This is a genomic window from Limnobacter litoralis (genome assembly GCF_030160455.1).
Taxonomy (GTDB): Bacteria; Pseudomonadota; Gammaproteobacteria; order Burkholderiales; family Burkholderiaceae_B; genus Limnobacter; species Limnobacter litoralis.
In genome coordinates this window covers 234,523-253,289 of the sequence record NZ_BSOJ01000012.1, presented here as the reverse complement: position 1 = coordinate 253,289, position 18,767 = coordinate 234,523, and the positions used below count along the sequence as shown (strand labels likewise).

Here is an 18,767-nt window from a genome sequence, read left to right as displayed (position 1 = left end):
GCGAACGAGTTACCGTTCACCACCCTTGATTCCGAATGAACTTACACAGAATTTTTTACAGGCTCCTGCCAGCATGACACAGGCACTGCAGCTGTGCGGCGACAGCAAGCCTGCCTTGATCATCACCGATCTACGACTACCCGACTTACAAGGCCAGGGTGTGATTGATCGTTTAAGCGCCCAGTTTCCTGACGTGCCTTTGATGATTATGAGCGGTGACTCTGCCCTGCTTCATTCCATTCAAACAAGCCAACATGCTCCCTCGTGGCTGATCTCCAAAGCTGAAGGCTTCGAGCAAACCTCTGCGATATTGCTGGAGGCATTGACCCGCGCTGGCGTCAACGTCCAATGGAGACCCAATGCTCTGTCAAACCGACACTCAAACGGAGATCACATTACCGGGCGATCCGGCGTCGCTACAGGCATTCAACTGACGCAGAAGCAACAAATGGTCATGCACTATCTTGCATCGGGATTGTCCAACAAAGAGATTGCCCGAAAACTGGATTTGTCGCCCGAAACGATCAAGACCCATTTGAGAGAAATCTTCACCCGTATGAACGTCAAGAACAGGACGCAGGCAGTAAGCCTTTATCGCAAAATTCCGCGATTGAACGTATCATCGCCTTTGTGACATTTCATTGAAATAAACTCTTCAACGTCACATCAAAGGTGCAGCGGCTGTTTTGATGAACACTCATTTTCTGGTTTACACGCTTTTGCTTGGCTTGGCGCTTTACCCTCTGGTTTCCAATCACAGCAGCAATCAACGTGAAAATGCATTGTCTGTGATCGGAAGCCTGATTATGGCTTTCGTCATCATCGAGCAAAGCGTCGTGCCAACCATCGAAGAAACGAGTATTGCCTTCGCGTCACTTTGCGTCAGCTCGTATTTGTTTTTTGCACTGGGTTATTTGAACCGCGCACCAACCAAAAATCTCGATCTACCGAATCCGGTTCCTCCTATTCTGCTCGGTGCCCTGGCCACGGGCTTCGACGCTTTTTTGTACAACGAGTTTGCATCACTGGCTTTCATACTGATTCAGTTTGTATCCTTGATCTATTTGACACTTCGATACAAAAATCCATCTGTTGTAAACAGGCGTAAGGCTTATTTCTTCGCAACACTCTATTCCTCAGTTTGGGCTGCTCATATTTTTGCCAGCAGTGACAATGATTACCAAACAGCTTGGAGTCTGACTGCTGTGTGGTTGGCCAACTTGCTGGTTTTTTCAGCGTTCTTGCACATGCTGTGGCAAGACTATTCAAAAACCCGAACTCGCAAGCTCAGCAGAAGTACCTTGATCGTTGAACCAGACGCCGTGCGCCTGTCGTATCAGGCAAGGCGAGTTCTCAAAGATGTCCGTCATGACCTTCGTCAACCCATAAGTACCTTGGGTATTTTGGCCAGCGTGGGAAAAGCCATTGCCAGAGATCCCGAGGTCATCACTCGCTACGAGCACATCCAGGCCGCTCAGAAGGCCTTGAAAACCATGCTGGAGCAAACGTTTGGGTTGCTTGACCGCTCTCTGCAATATCCACAACCTCAAGCCCCCCAAAATTTCGGCACATTTCCAATCAATGAGTTGCTCGAACCCCTCATCGTGGAATACCGATATCTTGCCAACAACAAGGGTCTTCAGATCCGATACAAACCCACTTCGCTCTGTGTGTGCAGCGATCGCGAAGGGTTGACCAAGATCATCAGAAACGGCTTGGACAATGCCATCAAATACACGCAAGAAGGTGGTGTGGTTGTGATGGTCAAGAAGCGTGGAGACAGCATTGCCATACAGATTGTTGACACAGGTCCGGGCGTGGAATCAGATTCGGTGGCCATTCATCGAAAGGGTTGGGGACACGGCTCAACGATCGTGCGCGATTTGAGCGACCAGCTGGGCGTACAGACTTCCGTGCGCAATCGCATCATTTATGGTCAGGTGAGAGGTTCAATTTTCGAAGTGATAACCAGCAGCAAACCGAATCCGGGGAATCAAAGCGAAGGGGACGAAATCTCAACCGGTAGTAAAGTTATTGCAGAAATCCTCGTAAACGGGCCTGAAAGTCGAGCCTTTCTGGAAGATCACCTACCTGTAGGTGCCTTCGATGAAGTTCGATTCGGAAAACTCAACTTGTATCGGTCCTACACCACATCCATTCGGAAGGGTGCAGCTTCCGTCTATGTGGCCTATGCCACCAGTGAAGAAGAGCTGGAGATAGCACACCAAAGCCTGAAAACAATCTGCAGACTACTGGGCGGTAACCCTTGTTGTGTCGTACTGTACGTCGATGAGGAAGAACGAACGGGTCACATCGAGTTTGACGACAATCTGATTTATCTGGCTGTGAAAAAGGACAACCCCAACGCATTTTCGGCATTCAGCGAATTTTTTCCTGAGCCGGGTAAGGCTTCACACAAAGCCGTCTCGCCTTGATTGGCTGCTTTTGCATCGTCAGGGAAGGTAGAGACCGCCCAGACTTAATTCCCGACTTGAACCTGTCACCACCGAACAATTGGAAGCAAGCCGCAACAGCCTGCGACAAGCCAACCAAGCAAAGGCCGCTGCTTCAACCGCCTCGGGTGCCAGTCCCAACTCTTCAAAAGAAGCCACTCGGCAAGGGCTGATCTCCAGCCCCAGCCTGCGCATCAACTCAATATTGTTTGCCCCGCCCCCGCACACAAACAGGGAGGACAAAGAAAAACCTTTTGTACAGTCAACCACGCTGTCCACCGTCAATTGCAACAGAGTTGACATCACGTCCTCAGCCGACAACGCTGGGTAAGCCTGAAGGTACTGCTCCAACCAAGCAGAAGTAAAATCGTCACGCCCTGTGCTTTTTGGCCATGGCCTCGCAAAATAGGGATGTTGCTTTAGAAGTGCCAGCAAAGGCTTTGCCACCGCCCCTTCTGAAGCAATTTCGCCCGAGTGGTCGAAATCGCGATTAAAGCGGGTACGAGCCCAATAATCCATTAATACACTGGCCGGACCACAGTCGCCACCACCCTGCACCTTGCCCTCTCGATCAATGGCCGTCAGGTTCGAAAACCCACCCAGATTTAACACACCCACAGCCCCAGCTCGAACACGCTGGGCGATCCAGGCAGCGTGGAAAGGTGGCACCAAAGGCGCACCCTGCCCACCCAAAGCAACATCAGCAGAGCGAAAATCGGCAACCACTGGGCAGGCAATTTGCACCGCAAGTCGCGCTGGATCGAACATTTGATGGGTGTATTGACGGTCTGGGCGATGCCGCAACGTTTGACCATGCACGCCGACGGCGGCAACCTGAGCGACCGTGAGACCACATTGGGTCATCAGCGCCAAAAGCGCTGTCCGATAGGCATCGGTCAATTGCCTTCGCGCTTCCAGCATCAGAGCAAAAGGGTCTTCGCCTGCGTTGTACGTGCCAGGCACCTCCTGGAGACGCAACAACAAATCACGCAGATTTGTTTCAAACGGAAAAGAAAGGTGAGCAAGACACTGTAATGGCACCCCTGCCGCATCGAATTCAAGCGCAGCAACGTCTATGCCGTCAGTGCTTGTACCGGACATTGCGCCAAGTACGATCATGATGTGTTGCTCCCCAAAAAGCACAAAGCCCCGGAAGGGGCCTTGTGAATTCATTCAAATGCGATGCGGACGATCTGAATTACTCAGCCTTTGCAACCTGCGTACCCGTCACAGTGTCCAGCTTGCGCTCCAGACTGGCTTGAGTGCGCTTGAACTCGGCCATGGCGGTCTTGTTCAATGGCTCTGACTGGGCCACGCTGATGGTCAGCGGGTTACGAGGCACCTCGTTTACACGGAACTCATAATGCACATGCGGCCCGGTTGCCCAACCGGTGGAGCCCACGTAACCAATCACTTCGCCTTGGGTAATTTTAGTACCGCGATGCATGCCTTTGGCAAAGTTGTTCATGTGGCCATAGAGGGTGCTGTACCCACCATAGTGCTGGATTTCAATGACGTTGCCATAACCACGCTGCTGACCAATGAATTTAATGGTTCCGTTGGCAGTGGCCATAATGGGCGTTCCGCGTGCGGCGGCATAATCCACGCCCGTGTGCGCCTTCCATTTTTTGAGAATGGGGTGAAAGCGGGCGGTGGTGAATCCTGAGGTGATGCGAGAAAAGGCCAGCGGTGAACGCAAGAACGACTTTTTCAAACTGCGACCATTTTCGTCGTAATAACCCGCAGCCTGATTTTTGGAATCGAACCAGTATGCCGTGTACTTGTGATTGTCGTTGACAAACTCGGCGGCCAGAATACGCCCGCTGCTGACGCTTCGTCCGTCGACTGACAAATCCTCGTAAACCACACGGAAAGAGTCGCCGTGCCTCAGTTCACGGTGGAAGTCAATCTCGGAGGAGAAAATGTTCGCCAGTTGAATGGTGATGGCATCCGGAAGCCCGGCTTTGTCAGCCGCTGCAAACAGGGACGACTCGATGCGACCAGCCCGTGCAACAACGCCACGGTCGTATGTAATGTCTTCAAATCGGGCTGAATATTGTCCGTTCTTGCGCTCCACCAGGATTGCGCGCTGTGCGTCATTGTCTTGAGAAGACTTGTAACGCAACCACACCAGATTGCCCTCAACATCCTGCTGAACGGTAATAACACGGCCAGCGCGCAAATTCACCAGGTTGGAGGCGACCTTGTCGCTCATTAAGAAGTTGGTCAATCCATCGGTGTTGACGCCCATGCGCTGCAGCAACGAAACGATGGTGTCTCCACGGTGGATTTTCTCTTCAGAAACCAGGGGGGCGACATTGAAAACCCCTTGGGAGTCCACGTTCAGCTGGATGGCCTCCTGCACCGTGGGCAGATTCGAGGTGTCCATCTGGGGATTTTCAACGGAACCAGCGATCGCAACCACTGCGCCGAGTACCGGCATTGAAAAAACGCCTACAATAATCCACTTTCTGTGACGACTTGAACTGGGCAGCGCCGCGTCAAGGTAGATCAGGCCGCGATCGAGCAGGTTTCTGCTCAAGACCGACAACTGGCCCACCGCCGAGAGGATACGCTCGAGAATTGTTTGAAGCATAGTCGTTTTAATTGTTGAATTGTATGTCTAAAAATTCGTTTGCCAGACAAACGAATTTGCGTAGTGTACCAAAGGATTAACCATGAAACAGCCACCCATCGGTAGTGTGCATGAAACAAGTACTACCCAGGCCCCACTGTCAGATTCAACCCGTCATGCGCTGGAAGTCACAAAACGGGGCTGTGAAGAACTTTTAATCGAAAACGAATGGATTCAAAAGCTCGAAAAGAGCCATCAATCCAAAATTCCGCTTCGAATCAAACTGGGGCTTGATCCCACTGCACCTGACATTCACCTGGGTCACACTGTCGTGCTCAACAAGCTCAGGCAGTTGCAAGAACTGGGCCACCAGGTCATTTTTCTGATTGGTGATTTCACTTCGATGATTGGTGACCCCTCAGGCCGCAACAGCACCCGCCCGCCGTTGACCCGCGAACAGATCGAAGAAAACGCAAAAACCTATCACCAGCAAGCCGTCAAGATTCTGGATGCGGAAAAGACAGAAATCCGATTTAACAGTGAATGGTGCATGCCGCTGGGTGCGGATGGAATGATCAGGCTGGCCTCCCGTTACACGGTTGCCCGCATGCTGGAGCGCGATGACTTCACCAAGCGCTATCGAGAGGGCAAGCCGATTGCTGTTCACGAATTTCTGTACCCACTCATGCAGGGCTACGATTCAGTGGCCTTGAAATCCGACCTTGAAATTGGTGGAACGGATCAGAAGTTCAACCTGTTGGTGGGGCGCGAGCTTCAAAAGCAGGAAGGTCAGGACCCGCAATGCATTTTGACCATGCCGCTGCTGGTGGGCCTGGACGGCGTTGAAAAAATGTCGAAGTCCAAAAACAACTACGTGGGCGTGACAGAAAGCCCGACCAGCATGTTCGGCAAGATCATGTCTATTTCCGATGAATTGATGTGGAACTGGTACACCCTGCTGAGCTTCCGTTCAATGGATGACATCGCAGCGTTGAAACGCGCCTGTGAACAGGGCGAAAACCCGCGCAATGCCAAGGTTGCACTGGCACAAGAGATCATTGAACGCTTCCATTCCCGTCAAGCAGCCGAAGAGGCCCTGGCTGAATTTGAAGCCCGCTTCAAACAGGGCGCACTGCCCGACGACATGCCCGAAGTGAATCTACAACTCAACACGGGCGATGCCGATGCCGCCTTGGGCTGGGTCCTGAAATCGGCCAATTTGTGCGCCTCTGCCAGCGAAGCCAACCGCAACATTGAACAAGGCGGGGTCAAAATCGACGGCGAAAAGGCGGCTGACAAGTCTGCCAGACTGAAACCCGGAACTTATGTGATCCAGGTCGGAAAGCGCCGTTTTGCCAAGGTCAACCTGGTGTAATGGACAGCGCACACGCACCACAAACGCACCTGCCTGACAAAAGCGAGCGTCACACTCGCCTTGTTTTGGTGCGTCACGGCGAAACACCCTGGAACGCCGAGAAGCGCTTTCAGGGGCACACCGACATTGGACTCAACGACCGTGGCCTTCAACAGGCCCGTTCACTGGGCGATTACCTGCGCCATGACACCCGGATTCTCCAGAATACCAATGCAGCCTACTGCAGCGACCTGACCCGCGCACGCCTGACCGCAGAAATTCTGCTGGACACACAGCTTGCGCCGGTCAGCCGTACCGACCTGCGTGAAAGGGACTATGGCCATTTTTCAGGAATGACCGCCGAAGAAATGGCGGCACATGACCCAGCGCAGTATCAGGCACTGCGCGACCGCATTCCCGACCGGGCAATCTCGGGCGGCGAATCGCTTTTGGCCTTTTACGATCGGATAAAAACGGCCTTGGCCTGCATTCTCAATGATCACCCAGGCCAACAGGTGATGCTGGTGGCGCACGGCGGCGTATTGGATTGCGTTTATCGCATGGCCACCCAAACGCCACTTCAAACGACCCGAACCTGGCTTCTGCCCAATTGTGCGCTGAACATTCTGGACGCCGACCACGAGACGGGCGAGTTGCAAATCCGCTTGTGGGCCGACCTGAATCACCTGAAAAACACAGAACAACACAACATTGGCGACGAGGTGGACGGCAGAGTCGCCTAAGTGCTTCAAATGTTTTAGAATAGTGGGCTGATTTAAACGTTGCCACTGCACTGTTGCCATCAATGCAGGGCACACATTCTCCACGGAACGGAATATGTTTGACCGCAAAGTAGGTATTGCCCAGATCGACCCTGAACTGTTTGAAGCCATTTCGCTTGAAAACCGCCGTCAGGAAGACCACATTGAGCTGATTGCTTCAGAGAACTACGCCAGCCCGGCCGTGATGGAAGCACAAGGTTCACAGTTGACCAACAAATACGCAGAAGGCTACCCTGGCAAGCGCTATTACGGCGGCTGCGAAAACGTGGATGTGGTTGAAAACCTGGCAATTGAGCGTTTGAAAAAGCTGTTCAACGCCGAAGCGGCCAACGTACAACCCAATTCCGGTTCACAGGCCAATCAGGCCGTGTTTTTTGCCTTGCTGCAACCCGGCGACACCATCATGGGCCTCTCGCTGGCCGAAGGCGGTCATCTGACCCATGGCATGCCCCTGAACATGTCCGGCAAGTGGTTTAACGTCGTCTCTTATGGTCTGAACGAGCAAGAGGCCATCGACTACGACCAAGTAGAAGCCCTGGCGCGTGAACACAAACCCAAATTGATCATCGCGGGTGCGTCTGCTTACTCCCTGCGCATTGATTTCGAACGTTTTGCGAAAATCGCCAAGGAAGTGGGCGCTTATTTCATGGTCGACATGGCCCACTACGCCGGTCTGATCGCAGCGGGTGTATACCCAAGCCCGGTTCCCTTCGCGGATGTGTGCACCTCAACCACCCACAAATCGTTGCGTGGTCCACGTGGCGGCATCATCCTGATGAAGGAAGAACTGGCCAAGAAGATCAACAGCGCCATTTTCCCCGGCATTCAGGGTGGCCCATTGATGCATGTCATCGCCGGCAAGGCCGTGGCCTTCCATGAAGCGCTTCAGCCTGAATTCAAAGCCTACCAGCAACAAGTGGTGGCCAACGCCAAGGCACTGGCCGAAGCCTTGATCGAGCGCGGTCTGAGAATTGTATCGGGCCACACCGAAAGCCACGTGATGCTGGTTGACCTGCGTGCCAAAGGCATCACCGGCAAGGCTGCTGAAGCAGCCCTCGGTGAGGCGCACATCACAGTCAACAAGAACGCCATTCCCAACGACCCCGAAAAGCCATTCGTCACCAGTGGCATTCGTCTGGGCAGTCCAGCCATGACCACTCGTGGCTTCAAGGAAGAGCAGGCACGTCTGGTAGGTCACCTGATCGCCGATGTACTTGAAAACCCAGAAGACGAGGCCACGCTTGAAGCTGTGCGCCAAAAGGTGAAAGTACTAACCTCCGAATTTCCTGTCTACAGGTAATACGGGGCACAACGCTCATCATGAAATGCCCGTTTTGCGGCAATGCTGACACGCAAGTCGTCGATTCTCGAACCTCCGAAGATGGAGACGCGATTCGACGACGGCGGCAATGCTCCCAGTGCGAGAAACGCTTCACCACCTACGAGCGCAAGGAACTCTTTTTCCCGGCCATCGTGAAACGCGACGGCTCGCGAGTTGATTTTTCCTCCGACAAACTGCGCGGCAGCTTGATGCTTTCTCTGCGCAAAAGGCCAGTTTCAGCGGAAGCCATCGACCAAGCCATTGCCCGCATTGAAGAAAAGCTGTTACTGAGTGCGGCCCGCGAGGTCAGTACCAAGCAACTCGGGGAACTGGTGATGGAGCAACTGAAGCAACTGGACACAGTGGCCTACATCCGCTTTGCATCGGTTTATAAAAGCTTTGAAGACCTGCAGGCGTTTTCTGAAGAGATCGCCCAGCTCACCTCCCCTGTTGCCACCACCAATTCACCGCGCAAAAAATCGTGAACACCACCGACGAGATGTTCATGCACATGGCGTTGAACGAAGCGGAAAAAGGAGCGTATACGACCACTCCAAATCCAAGAGTGGGTTGCGTCATGGTGCGCAACAACCAGGTTCTGTCTACAGGCTTTCATGCACAGGCGGGGCATGCACACGCCGAAGTCAAGGCCATCGAGAATGCGAGAAGCAAAAAAATTGCGCTGTCTGGAGCCACGGCCTACGTCACGCTGGAGCCTTGCTCCCACCACGGACGAACGGGCCCCTGCGCCGAGGCCCTGATCAGATGCGGCGTTACCCGCGTTGTGGTCGCAATCAAAGACCCCAACCCCTTGGTCAGCGGGCGTGGAATTGCACTGCTGGAAAGCGCGGGGATCGAAGTCACAACAGGTGTTCTGGAAGAACGGGCCAGGTGGATCAACCGTGGTTTTCTGTCCAGAATGGAGCGAGGTAGACCATGGGTGCGTCTGAAGGTGGCCAGCAGCGCTGATGGAATCACAGCCTTGCCCAGCGGGGTCAGCCAGTGGATCACCGGCCCGCAGGCGCGTCAGGACGGGCACCGCCTGCGCGCGCAAGCGTGTGCAGTTTTAAGCGGGATAGGCACGATCAAAGCAGACAATCCACGATTGAACGTACGGGATATCGAGACCACAAGACAGCCCATCAAGGTGGTGGTGGACAGCAAGCTCGAGATTTCACCAGCGGCGCTGCTTCTGCAGGAAGGCACAACCTGGATTGCACACACCCAAGACTTGCCACCAGCCTGGCTGGACCAACACCCCAACAAGGCCAACATTCATTGTGTACAGGTTCGGGCCGATCAAGCCGACAATGGCGACGGAAAAACCGATCTCGCCAAGCTTTTGAAGCACCTTGCAGACCATTGTCAGGTCAATGAATTGCATCTGGAAGCGGGATTTGGCTTAAACGGCTCGTTTTTGCAAACTGGGTTGGTCGATGAAATTGTTCAATACATCGCCCCCCGTTTTCTGGGTTCAGGGGCTGGCCTTTTTCGGCTGCCTGAACAAACCGAATTGCCCGACGCACTCGACTGGTCTCTTCATACCATCGAACACGTGGGCACCGACGCCAAACTGGTGTGGATCAAACAAATCAGGAAGTAGAAATCATGTTTACAGGCATCATTGAATCCATCGGTCAAATTTCCAGCATTACTCCCCTGGGAGATGAGCAAGCCGGTGTTCGGCTTCGCATTCTTGCACCCACGCTCGACTTCAGCGATGTCCAGCTCGGCGACAGCATCGCCATACAGGGTGCCTGTATGACGGTGGTCGAATTCAAGACGGGGGAGTTCACAGTCGACGTTTCACGGGAAAGCCTGTCCAAAACCGTGGGTCTTGATCAAACCGGGGAAGTCAACCTTGAAAAAGCCATGCGCTTGTCTGACCGGGTGGGTGGACACCTGGTCAGCGGGCATGTGGACGGGCTTGGCACAGTAAGTCGGTTCGAGCCCATAGGCGAAAGCTGGCACCTGCAGATCAAGAGCCCGGCTGAACTGGCTTGTTATTTTGCATACAAAGGGTCGGTGACCGTGAATGGCGTCAGCCTGACCGTCAACAAGGTTGATGACCACGCCGATGGCAGCTGCGATTTTCACATCAACTTGATTCCACACACGGTTCAGATGACCACCCTGAAACACCTCAAAGCTGGCACTCCGGTGAATCTTGAAGTGGATCAGATCGCCCGATATGCCCAACGCATGCTGAGCTATGCGCAATCCAGGGCCTGATGGTTTGACCTGTTAACGGGCAAAAAACCCGGCAAACCTTGCCTTGGCCAGACTCGCTGTGTTGTCTGAGTCGCTTCCGAAAGCGACTCCTTCAAATTGGACCGCTCCGTCTGGCAACAATTTAGAGAAAACGCGTCTTGCGTCGGCTTGCAGATCGCGTTGTTCATCCACCCATCGGGTTGACTCCGGCTCATTTTGCAACACCCAGTTGATCACCAAACCTGTGTACGGATTCGGAAAAACATCGTTGACGCGCGCGCTGCCATTGCCCCACACGTAACACAGGGTGGCGGCTGGCAGAGGTTCGCTGGAGACCATGCGGGCTGCCCCCAACTCCATGCGGGTTCCAAATGACAAACGGGATTCGTCAATGTGCACAAACACACACACTTTGGCAGCGGCGTCATCGCCCTCTTTCTTCTTGAGATTGGCACCTTCCGGCTGCTTTAACACCGCCCAGCGCCATGCCAGTTCGTGCAACACTTTGGGGGCTTTGAAAGCATCCACCCAGCTGCCGTAGGATTTGTTCGCCGTTGTGTTCACCACGGCGTCATCGCCTGAACCCTGCATGTCGAACACCGTGTGGGCTTTTACTTTGGGGTGGAATTGAGCCTGCCACGGCCAGGGGTCCAGCATTGGTGTTTCAGAGGCCACAGTGACCTGAGAGACCATCAACAATGCAAATAGACTGAGGCATTTTGTCGTCGTTGTTTTCATTCGATCAAGCGTCATCGGAATAGTCGTTCATCCAGTCTTCGGGCACAGATCCCCTGGCCAATGCCTGTTGTAAATCAGCAGGCTCATCAATGTCGGCCTGTGGACTTAGCCAACGCGCCTGCAGGCCAGCCCTTTTGAGCAATTGTTGCGTCTGTTCAGCCACCTGGTTGGTGCCCCATTGAATGTCGCCTGAGAAGATACACGCCACAGGCCTGACGCATGCAAAGGCCACATAGCCACCATCGTGAGCCGGCGTAAATGCCAGACCATGCTCATCCACCGCATTGAGCAACTTCTGAAAATCGGTCTGAGAAAATTCAATGGCATCGGGCCCAAGCAATATGGAAACGTTAGAAGCGCCCAACTGGATTTGCGTGGCATGCTGCATGCGCTCACCCAAATGACCTTGAACCTGACGATGCAGATGAATCGGCGCTGACAATTGCAGGGGCTCCAGCAGCGCTTTCCATTGCGCGTCCGTGCCACCCTCCGTCCACAGGTTCACCCTCACGACCCCGCCTACAGCGGTGAACGCGCTTGCCTTTTTCAGCGCTGTCAGCAAGAGCCATCGCGCAAATCGGGCAGCACCCTGCTCGCCCAGCAAGGGCGCAAGTCGGGTTTTTACCCGCCCAGTCTCCGGAAACTTGGCGAAGAGACCCAGTTCAATGCGATGTGTTTTTTTCATGGCGTTTTCTTGCGAGCCCTGACGTCACGATAACGATCCAGCAAAGCCGACGCACTGTCACCCCGCCAGTAGCGAAAGCGCAAATGCCACATCAGCACGATGGTCGACCACGCCCCCTGCTCATCCCAGCGTCGCCCTGAAGTAATCAATCGTTCACGGATTGCCAAAAACACCGCATCGCGCTGTCGTTTCAAAGCCCGGCTGATTTCAATGTCTTCCATCAGCGGTTGGTTGACGTAGCCGCCAACACGCTCAAACAGACTTCGATGCATGAAAATGCCCTGATCACCGGTCGAAATGCGGGTCAATCTGGATCGCTGGTTCATCATCCACGCCACGACGGGCAGCCAGCCACTTCGTCCCTCAATCTGCACATCGAATCGCCCCCACGCCAAGGTCGAGTATGTCAAGCATTTGAGCAATGACTGCCAAGCCTGCGCAGACATCACCGTGTCTGCATGCAAAAACAACAGATGACTCACCGACGTCTGAAGCGCCGCCAACGCACCTGCGTTCATCTGAACGGCACGGCCCTTGCCACTGCTCAAAACATGCAAAGAAGGGTCTGCGCTGGTCAAACTATTCAAGATCGCCCAAGACCGATCGGTTGAACCGCCGTCTACCACATAGACGGGCACCGAAGGCCCAATGATGGCGCGAAGCTGGCTGAGGTGTTTTTGCAGATTCTCGCCTTCATTGAATACGGGCATCACGATGGCGAAACTTGTCGACATGCGAATCGATTATCTGAAAAACAGGGTCGCCAAACCCAAAAAGATGAAAAAGCCCATGCTGTCGGTGGTGAAGGTCAACAACACCGAAGAACCCATGGCCGGGTCACGACCCACGCGCTGCAGTACCATCGGCACGGCGACCCCGATCAGTGCGCCAACAATCAGGTTCAAGGTCACAGCCAACACCATCAACAGACCCAAGATCCAGGCGTTGTCGGAACCGTAATACAGCGCGTAGGCAATCAGGCCTGCCACTGAACCCCACATCAATCCGTTCAAACCCGCAATGCTGATCTCCTTTCGGACCAGCAAGCGAAAGTTCGCCCCGTTGACCTGCCCCAGCGCGAGTGACCGGATCATCAGCGTCATGGTTTGGTTGCCGGAGTTACCCGCGATGCCCGCCACAATCGGCATGAGGGTGGCCAGCGCGACCACTTTGGAGATTGTGCCCTCAAAGGTGCCAATCACCCTGCTGGCGAAGAAGGCTGTGCACAAATTCACCCCCAGCCACAACCAGCGGTTTTTGGCGGATTCCCAGACCGAGGCGAACAGGTCTTCCTCTTCACGCAGACCGGCCGTCGAAAGCAAGTCGGATTCGGATTCCTCACGAATCACATCCACCACTTCATTCACAGTCAGCCTGCCAATCAGCTTGCCAGAGGGATCGATGACCGGCGCAGACACCAGGTCGTATCGCTCAAAAGCCTGCGCCGCTTCATAGGCGTCATCCAGGGGAGAGAGCATCAACACTTCGCGGTTCATGACCTCAGACACCAAGGTCTCGGGCTCATTGACCAACAACCGGTCTAGCGGCAGGCTGCCCTGAAAGTGATCAAGACGATCCACCACAAACACCTGGTCGGTTTGGTCGGGCAGTTCGTCGAAGCGGCGCAAATAACGCAAAACCACTTCAAGCGTCACGTCGTCCCGAATGGTCACCATCTCGAAATCCATGCGACCACCGACGGACTCTTCAGGATAAGACATGGCAGCGCGCAGTTGCTCGCGCTCTTCAAGCGACAGGCTGCTGGCCAGCTTCTCGACGACCTCGCGCGGCAGATCGGGTGCCAGCTCGGCAATCTCGTCGGCATCCAGCGATTCGGTTGCCGCGAACAGCTCCTCGCTGTCCATGGAGCGGATCAGCGTTTCGCGAACCGAGTCTGACAATTCAAGAAGAATTTCACCGTCTCGATCGGATCGAACCAGATCCCACACGGCCATCCGCTCATCAAGCGGCAACGATTCCAGCACATACGCCACATCAGCCGGGTGCAATTGATCCAGCTTGGCGCTGAGTTCTGTCAGGTGCTGACGATGAACGAGTCCTTCGACAAGACTTTGACGTTCAGGGTTAACGGGGCTCTGCTGATTGTGAACGACACTTTCGATGACGCGTTGCTTGCGCAACAATCCCTGCACCTCCACCAGCGCGCGGTGTGCATCGTCGAGATCTTTGGGTGCAGACACTGCATCCAGATCCATCAAATTGGTGTTGTCCTCTGCCACGGGCACCTCAGGGCGTCACATCAAAACAGTTGAAACATCAGAATGGCCACGATGGTTGGGCCAAGTGCGCTGACAAACAAACCCAGCGGGTTGATTGCTTCGTCCTCAAAAAAGCCGCGCAGAATGGCAAAACCAGCCGGGTTCGGCGCGTTGGCAATCACAGTCAGACCCCCGCCCGTTACCGCACCGGCAACCAGGGCATATTTGAAAGACATGTCCACGCCATCCACCAGAGAGCCCAGGTAGGTCAGCGCGGCATTGTCAGTGATTGCGGTCAAGGCAGTGGCGCCGTAATACAGCACGGTCGGGCTCATGCCTTTGAGCACATCCTGAAGCCACCAGGACTGCATCCCCCCCAGCGTGACCAAACCGGCCAGAAAAAACGCAACCATGAGCCCCTCTTTGAGAATCAGGCGGTCCTGATAGCGGGCATAAGCGGAGGAGTAGCCCAGAAAAAACAGGAACAAGCCCATGAAAACTGAGGGATGATGCGAAAAGACGACCACGCCAGTCAAAAACACAAGGTGACTGGCGATGACCCAGAACGGCATGTCTTCCTTGGGGCCATCCGTGCGCGGTTTGGCCATGGCCTTCAGTTCTTTGGCGAACAGCAAGGTGACCACTGTGGCATTGATGAACACGGCGGTGGCCGCCTTCCAGCCAAAGGTCTCGAGCATGAAAGACATGTCAAATCCCCATTTGGTGGCAACCATCAACACCGGCGGTGCAGCAAATGGCGTTAAGGTGCCCCCGATCGAGACGTTGACAAACAGTGCGCCCAGCGTGGCGTATTTCAAACGGTTGCTGATGCCCTGCGAGTAAAAACGATCTCGCAACAAAAAGGCAGCCAGCGTCATGGCGGCAGGCTCGGTAATGAATGAACCCAGCAAAGGCACGACGGACAAGGCGGTGATGAAATACGCCACCTGCTTGTCGAAAGGAAGCAGGCCGGCCAGAACCCGAACAGTGCGGGCGGCAAGGGTCAAAATGGGTTTGCTGGCGGCAATCACCATGATTGCAAACACAAACAAGGGTTCTTTGTAGTCACGCGTGTCCAGGTAATGCACGGCATTCTCGCGACCTTGCATAAAGAACATGAACACCACCAACACCATGGCCCAGAAGCCAAATACAGCCTCCACTTCACCCAGCAAATGCCACAAGCCCGCGTGATTGGGCTGTGTGTGGGCCAGTCGTTCAAAATATTTGGTGGAGAAGGTGTGCAACACTGCAATGGCAAACAGGCTCGCACCGATCAATTCGATTGTGGATGGACTCAATTGTTATCCCTTTTTCTCAGTTGATTCTTCAAATGATGTGTCAGCTGAAAACAGCACGCGATCCTGAACGTCCAGCACACGCGCCACCGACACCCACTGCCTGAGGCTGTTCACAAACCAGACGGTCTTTGCCCTGGCAAGACAACCCAGACTCAACACTTCTTCGGTGACCTTATTGTCCCCCAAAAGCCGTTGCCTGTAGACGCCAGGCAGCAAATTACAGTCCTCAGGCGCGGCCATCGCCGGGGTACGCAGCCCCTCATCAAGCTCAATCACCAAATTGCCCCGGCAACACTCCGCCAAATTGCCCTCTTCATCCCAAAGCACCGTGTCAAAGTCAGACGGCTGGTGTTGGGGCCAATCATAGTGGGGCCGCCAGGTCGTTTTGTGTTTTACAAACGGCCCTCGAAGTTTCAAAGGGCGGTCCGCCAATCGCAATTGAACCTGATTGACGACGGCGGGCATCGGCCCCAACTCAATCGAAAAGCCAGCCTGTGCGTCCAACAACCATCTTGCCCGAAATGTGCCCGACGGGTTGTTGCCAGCCACCTTCATTAACGTCTGATCAATGGTTTGCGCTGGCCAAAGCCATCCGAAACACCTCGCAGATTCCTGCATACGCCCCAAATGCAAGGCCTGATCAGACCATTGCCCATTGTGCAATCTCAATGTTTCAAGCAGGCAAAAGTCTGTTGTAGCCTGTCTTAAAAAGGCAGTTTTTTGCCACCATTCCGCCTTTTCGGCACGCAACTCGGAATACCAGGTGACACCGCTGCCCACACCGTAGGTCAGCACCTGGGTGTTCTCAAACCACGAAACGGTTCGGATCGGCACATTGAATACGACCCTTCCGCCCGGGCTCATGACGCCCATCGCGCCGCAATAAACCCCCCTTGGGGTGGATTCCCACTGAGCAATTCGCAACATCGACTGTCTTTTGGGTGCCCCCGTGACACTGCCACAGGGAAACAAGGCCTTAAACACATCAACAACACCCGTGCCAGGTCTTGTTCGACCCGCAATGGTAGAGGTCATCTGTTCCACAGTGGGCAAATGCATGATGTCAAACAAGGAGCGAACCTGCACGGTGCCAGGCTCACAAATCCGAGACAAATCATTTCGAAGAAGATCCACAATCATCACGTTCTCGGCAAGATCCTTGCTGCTGTCGCGCAGAGAACCTTTGCCCGTGCGACTTTGTCGCGTCCCCTTCATGGGTTGAGCCAGCAATTGATCGGCGTGCCAGCTGAAAAAAAGCTCGGGAGACAGACTCAGAACGGCACCGCCATCGTGTTTCAAATAGGCACTGTAACGCGCAGGCTGTGCCAGAAAAAGCTTGGCAAACAGCGCGAATGCACTGAAATTGTGAGGAGACTGCACGCTGGCTTGCAATCGGGTGGTCAGGTTGATTTGATAAAACTCGCCCGCTTCAATGGCATGGCGAATGGCTTCAAAACGATTTTCAAACCAATCCATGTTGTGCACATCGACCCAGGGGGACAGTGCTGTGGATTCAGGATCCAACAAACACTGCGCAAGTTCGTCTGTCTTGATTCGTACAATCTGATCAGGGCTGAACGCTGAAAACACCGCAAGAGGCTGCCCAGCCTTTGCCTCGCAGACATTCAAGGACTCATCAAAGGCTGTTGCAGCCTCGTAGGCAACCCAGCCAGCCACCGTCAAACCCGTTTGAGCCCACAGTTCGGCCTGACTCAGGGCAGAAATCACCGAGGTCGGTTGATCTGCCGAGAGTGTGTGTACTGGGTCACCAAGCGCCACGCAAAGCCCATCTGCGGCAGCGTCCTCGAATTGGCAATGCCAGGCTGCGTAAACGGATGTTCCCAAATGGCTGAACAGGGTGGAGAAAGACATGACGAACCGCATCAAACTGGTCAAATGCGATTGTAACCTGCGTCCCTGAAGGATCTACGACAAGCGAAAGAACTCGAACACTTCGTCCTTCTTTGCAATGGTGTCCGCAATGCCCATGCGGATCAATTCTCGCGTGTAATTGCCCTCAAACAGCAGGTAGCTGGCCAAAGCCGAGCCGCTGGTCTCGGTGGCACCGAGCGCCGACAGCATGGTCCGCACCGGCCTGGGCATGTCCTGTACGTGGCGGGCAGCCACATCGTCGATGCGTTGGGAAGGAGAAATAACCAGCAATTCGATGGGCTTGAGCGGCGTTTTCACGGCCATCTCAGGCGGCAGAAGGGACAAGGTCTTGTTCACGCGCGTCAGGCGCTCAATGTCGATTGAAAGATTGTCCAGAAAAATCGAGGCCATGGCATGACCCGCAATTTGCGCCAGGCTGGGGTAAGCATTCTGCAAATCCACCGAGTTGGTGTGCCCTTCCCGGCTTTGGCTAGACCCCACAACCATGACACGCGTCGCCCCCAAATGAATCGCCGGGCTGATGGGTGCCAACTGGCGCATGGAACCATCACCAAAATACTCGCTTTGCCCCTCATAGTTCAGGCTGATTGCAGGAAATACAAACGGAATGGCGGCGGAGGCAAGCAGATGCTCGACGGTGAGGCGATCCTGATGCGCAACGCGCTGCGTGCGTATCCACGGATCCACCTCTTGCTGGCTCTGAAAAAACGTGACATTTCGGCCTGACGTGTAGCTGGAAGCGGTGATCGCCAGGGCGTGAATAGTGCCATTCTCAAGGGCTTCATCCAATCGTCGAAAATGGAGGAGTTGCTGGAGCAGTTGCGCCAAGGGTGTGTTGTCCAACAAGGACTTGGGCCGCTTGCGAAGCATCCAGCCAATCGACAAGGCCGACAGCCATCGGGCCCCAGTCTTGATGATCCCCAGAGAATCTGAACGGTACACCTGTTCTGATTTGAAGTTCTCCCACACCCGCATCATCCGGTCTGTGGACTGGTAGAAATTGCGACCGGCACAGGTTAAGGCAGTGGCATTGATTGCACCGGCTGAAGTGCCGCACAAGATCTTGAACGGAAAATCGAAGTCCCTGCGATTCTGCTCTGAAAACCACTTTGCCAACTGGTGCATGACGCCGACTTGATAAGCCGCACGCGCACCACCGCCTGACAGCACAAGGCCGACTACGTCTTCATCAGGGGAGGGTTTGGAAAAGTCTGTATTCATGCACTTCAGTGTGC

At 54.4% G+C, this 18,767-nt stretch carries 17 protein-coding genes; 8 read left to right on the top strand and 9 right to left on the bottom strand.

What is annotated here, in order from left to right:
• The coding region (locus QQJ87_RS06950) for a response regulator transcription factor (protein WP_284280776.1) at positions 1 to 634 on the top strand (634 nt) is incomplete at its 5' end.
• A gap of 55 nt (positions 635 to 689) precedes the next feature.
• Positions 690 to 2,435, top strand: coding sequence for a sensor histidine kinase (locus QQJ87_RS06945; protein WP_284280775.1), 1,746 nt, complete (start codon positions 690 to 692; stop codon positions 2,433 to 2,435).
• A gap of 18 nt (positions 2,436 to 2,453) precedes the next feature.
• On the opposite strand, the gene QQJ87_RS06940 is transcribed toward QQJ87_RS06945, so the two are convergent.
• Both QQJ87_RS06940 and QQJ87_RS06935 read right to left on the bottom strand, forming a co-directional pair.
• Positions 2,454 to 3,626 (bottom strand): anhydro-N-acetylmuramic acid kinase, encoded by a 1,173-nt coding sequence (locus QQJ87_RS06940; protein WP_284280774.1) that lies wholly within the window; start codon positions 3,624 to 3,626, stop codon positions 2,454 to 2,456.
• Between the two features lie 25 nt (positions 3,627 to 3,651).
• Positions 3,652 to 5,049: a M23 family metallopeptidase gene (locus tag QQJ87_RS06935; protein ID WP_284280773.1), complete on the bottom strand. Its 1,398-nt coding sequence runs from the start codon at positions 5,047 to 5,049 to the stop codon at positions 3,652 to 3,654.
• Between the two features lie 82 nt (positions 5,050 to 5,131).
• On the opposite strand from QQJ87_RS06935, the gene tyrS reads away from it, so the two are divergent.
• The 6 genes from tyrS (at position 5,132) to QQJ87_RS06905 (ending at position 10,717) form a co-directional block, all read left to right on the top strand.
• The gene (gene tyrS / locus QQJ87_RS06930) at positions 5,132 to 6,403 is read left to right on the top strand and encodes a tyrosine--tRNA ligase (protein ID WP_284280771.1); all 1,272 of its coding nucleotides are present in this window, start codon (positions 5,132 to 5,134) and stop codon (positions 6,401 to 6,403) included.
• Positions 6,403 to 7,125: a histidine phosphatase family protein gene (locus tag QQJ87_RS06925; RefSeq protein ID WP_284280769.1), complete on the top strand. Its 723-nt coding sequence runs from the start codon at positions 6,403 to 6,405 to the stop codon at positions 7,123 to 7,125. Before tyrS ends, QQJ87_RS06925 begins: the two co-directional genes overlap by 1 nt.
• 94 nt (positions 7,126 to 7,219) lie before the next feature.
• Complete coding sequence (glyA, locus tag QQJ87_RS06920) at positions 7,220 to 8,464, top strand: serine hydroxymethyltransferase (protein WP_284280768.1); 1,245 nt, start codon at positions 7,220 to 7,222, stop codon at positions 8,462 to 8,464.
• A 20-nt stretch (positions 8,465 to 8,484) separates the two neighbouring features.
• Complete coding sequence (nrdR, locus tag QQJ87_RS06915) at positions 8,485 to 8,970, top strand: transcriptional regulator NrdR (RefSeq protein ID WP_284280767.1); 486 nt, start codon at positions 8,485 to 8,487, stop codon at positions 8,968 to 8,970.
• Positions 8,967 to 10,088: a bifunctional diaminohydroxyphosphoribosylaminopyrimidine deaminase/5-amino-6-(5-phosphoribosylamino)uracil reductase RibD gene (gene ribD, locus QQJ87_RS06910; RefSeq protein ID WP_284280766.1), complete on the top strand. Its 1,122-nt coding sequence runs from the start codon at positions 8,967 to 8,969 to the stop codon at positions 10,086 to 10,088. Before nrdR ends, ribD begins: the two co-directional genes overlap by 4 nt.
• Positions 10,089 to 10,093: 5 nt before the next feature.
• Positions 10,094 to 10,717 carry a riboflavin synthase gene (locus QQJ87_RS06905; RefSeq protein ID WP_284280765.1) on the top strand — a complete coding sequence of 208 codons (624 nt, stop codon included), beginning with the start codon at positions 10,094 to 10,096 and terminating at the stop codon, positions 10,715 to 10,717.
• A gap of 12 nt (positions 10,718 to 10,729) precedes the next feature.
• Here QQJ87_RS06905 and QQJ87_RS06900 read toward each other — a convergent pair whose 3' ends face one another.
• The 7 genes from QQJ87_RS06900 to QQJ87_RS06870 are packed head-to-tail and all read right to left on the bottom strand — an operon-like array spanning position 10,730 to position 18,753.
• A complete protein-coding gene (locus QQJ87_RS06900) occupies positions 10,730 to 11,434 on the bottom strand; it encodes a DUF3047 domain-containing protein (protein WP_284280764.1) in 705 nt (234 codons plus the stop codon).
• Positions 11,435 to 11,438: 4 nt separating this feature from the next.
• Positions 11,439 to 12,119, bottom strand: coding sequence for a TIGR04282 family arsenosugar biosynthesis glycosyltransferase (locus tag QQJ87_RS06895; protein WP_284280763.1), 681 nt, complete (start codon positions 12,117 to 12,119; stop codon positions 11,439 to 11,441).
• Positions 12,116 to 12,853, bottom strand: a complete 738-nt coding sequence (locus QQJ87_RS06890) for a TIGR04283 family arsenosugar biosynthesis glycosyltransferase (protein WP_284280762.1) — start codon at positions 12,851 to 12,853, stop codon at positions 12,116 to 12,118. Before QQJ87_RS06890 ends, QQJ87_RS06895 begins: the two co-directional genes overlap by 4 nt.
• A gap of 9 nt (positions 12,854 to 12,862) precedes the next feature.
• Entirely contained in the window at positions 12,863 to 14,335 is a 1,473-nt protein-coding gene (gene mgtE / locus QQJ87_RS06885; RefSeq protein WP_284280797.1) for a magnesium transporter, read from the bottom strand.
• A gap of 44 nt (positions 14,336 to 14,379) precedes the next feature.
• Complete coding sequence (locus tag QQJ87_RS06880) at positions 14,380 to 15,639, bottom strand: putative Na+/H+ antiporter (protein ID WP_284280761.1); 1,260 nt, start codon at positions 15,637 to 15,639, stop codon at positions 14,380 to 14,382.
• 3 nt (positions 15,640 to 15,642) lie between these two features.
• Complete coding sequence (locus tag QQJ87_RS06875) at positions 15,643 to 17,511, bottom strand: chorismate-binding protein (RefSeq protein WP_284280760.1); 1,869 nt, start codon at positions 17,509 to 17,511, stop codon at positions 15,643 to 15,645.
• 54 nt (positions 17,512 to 17,565) lie between these two features.
• Positions 17,566 to 18,753: a patatin-like phospholipase family protein gene (locus QQJ87_RS06870; protein ID WP_284280758.1), complete on the bottom strand. Its 1,188-nt coding sequence runs from the start codon at positions 18,751 to 18,753 to the stop codon at positions 17,566 to 17,568.
• Between the last annotated feature and the right edge of the window lie 14 nt (positions 18,754 to 18,767).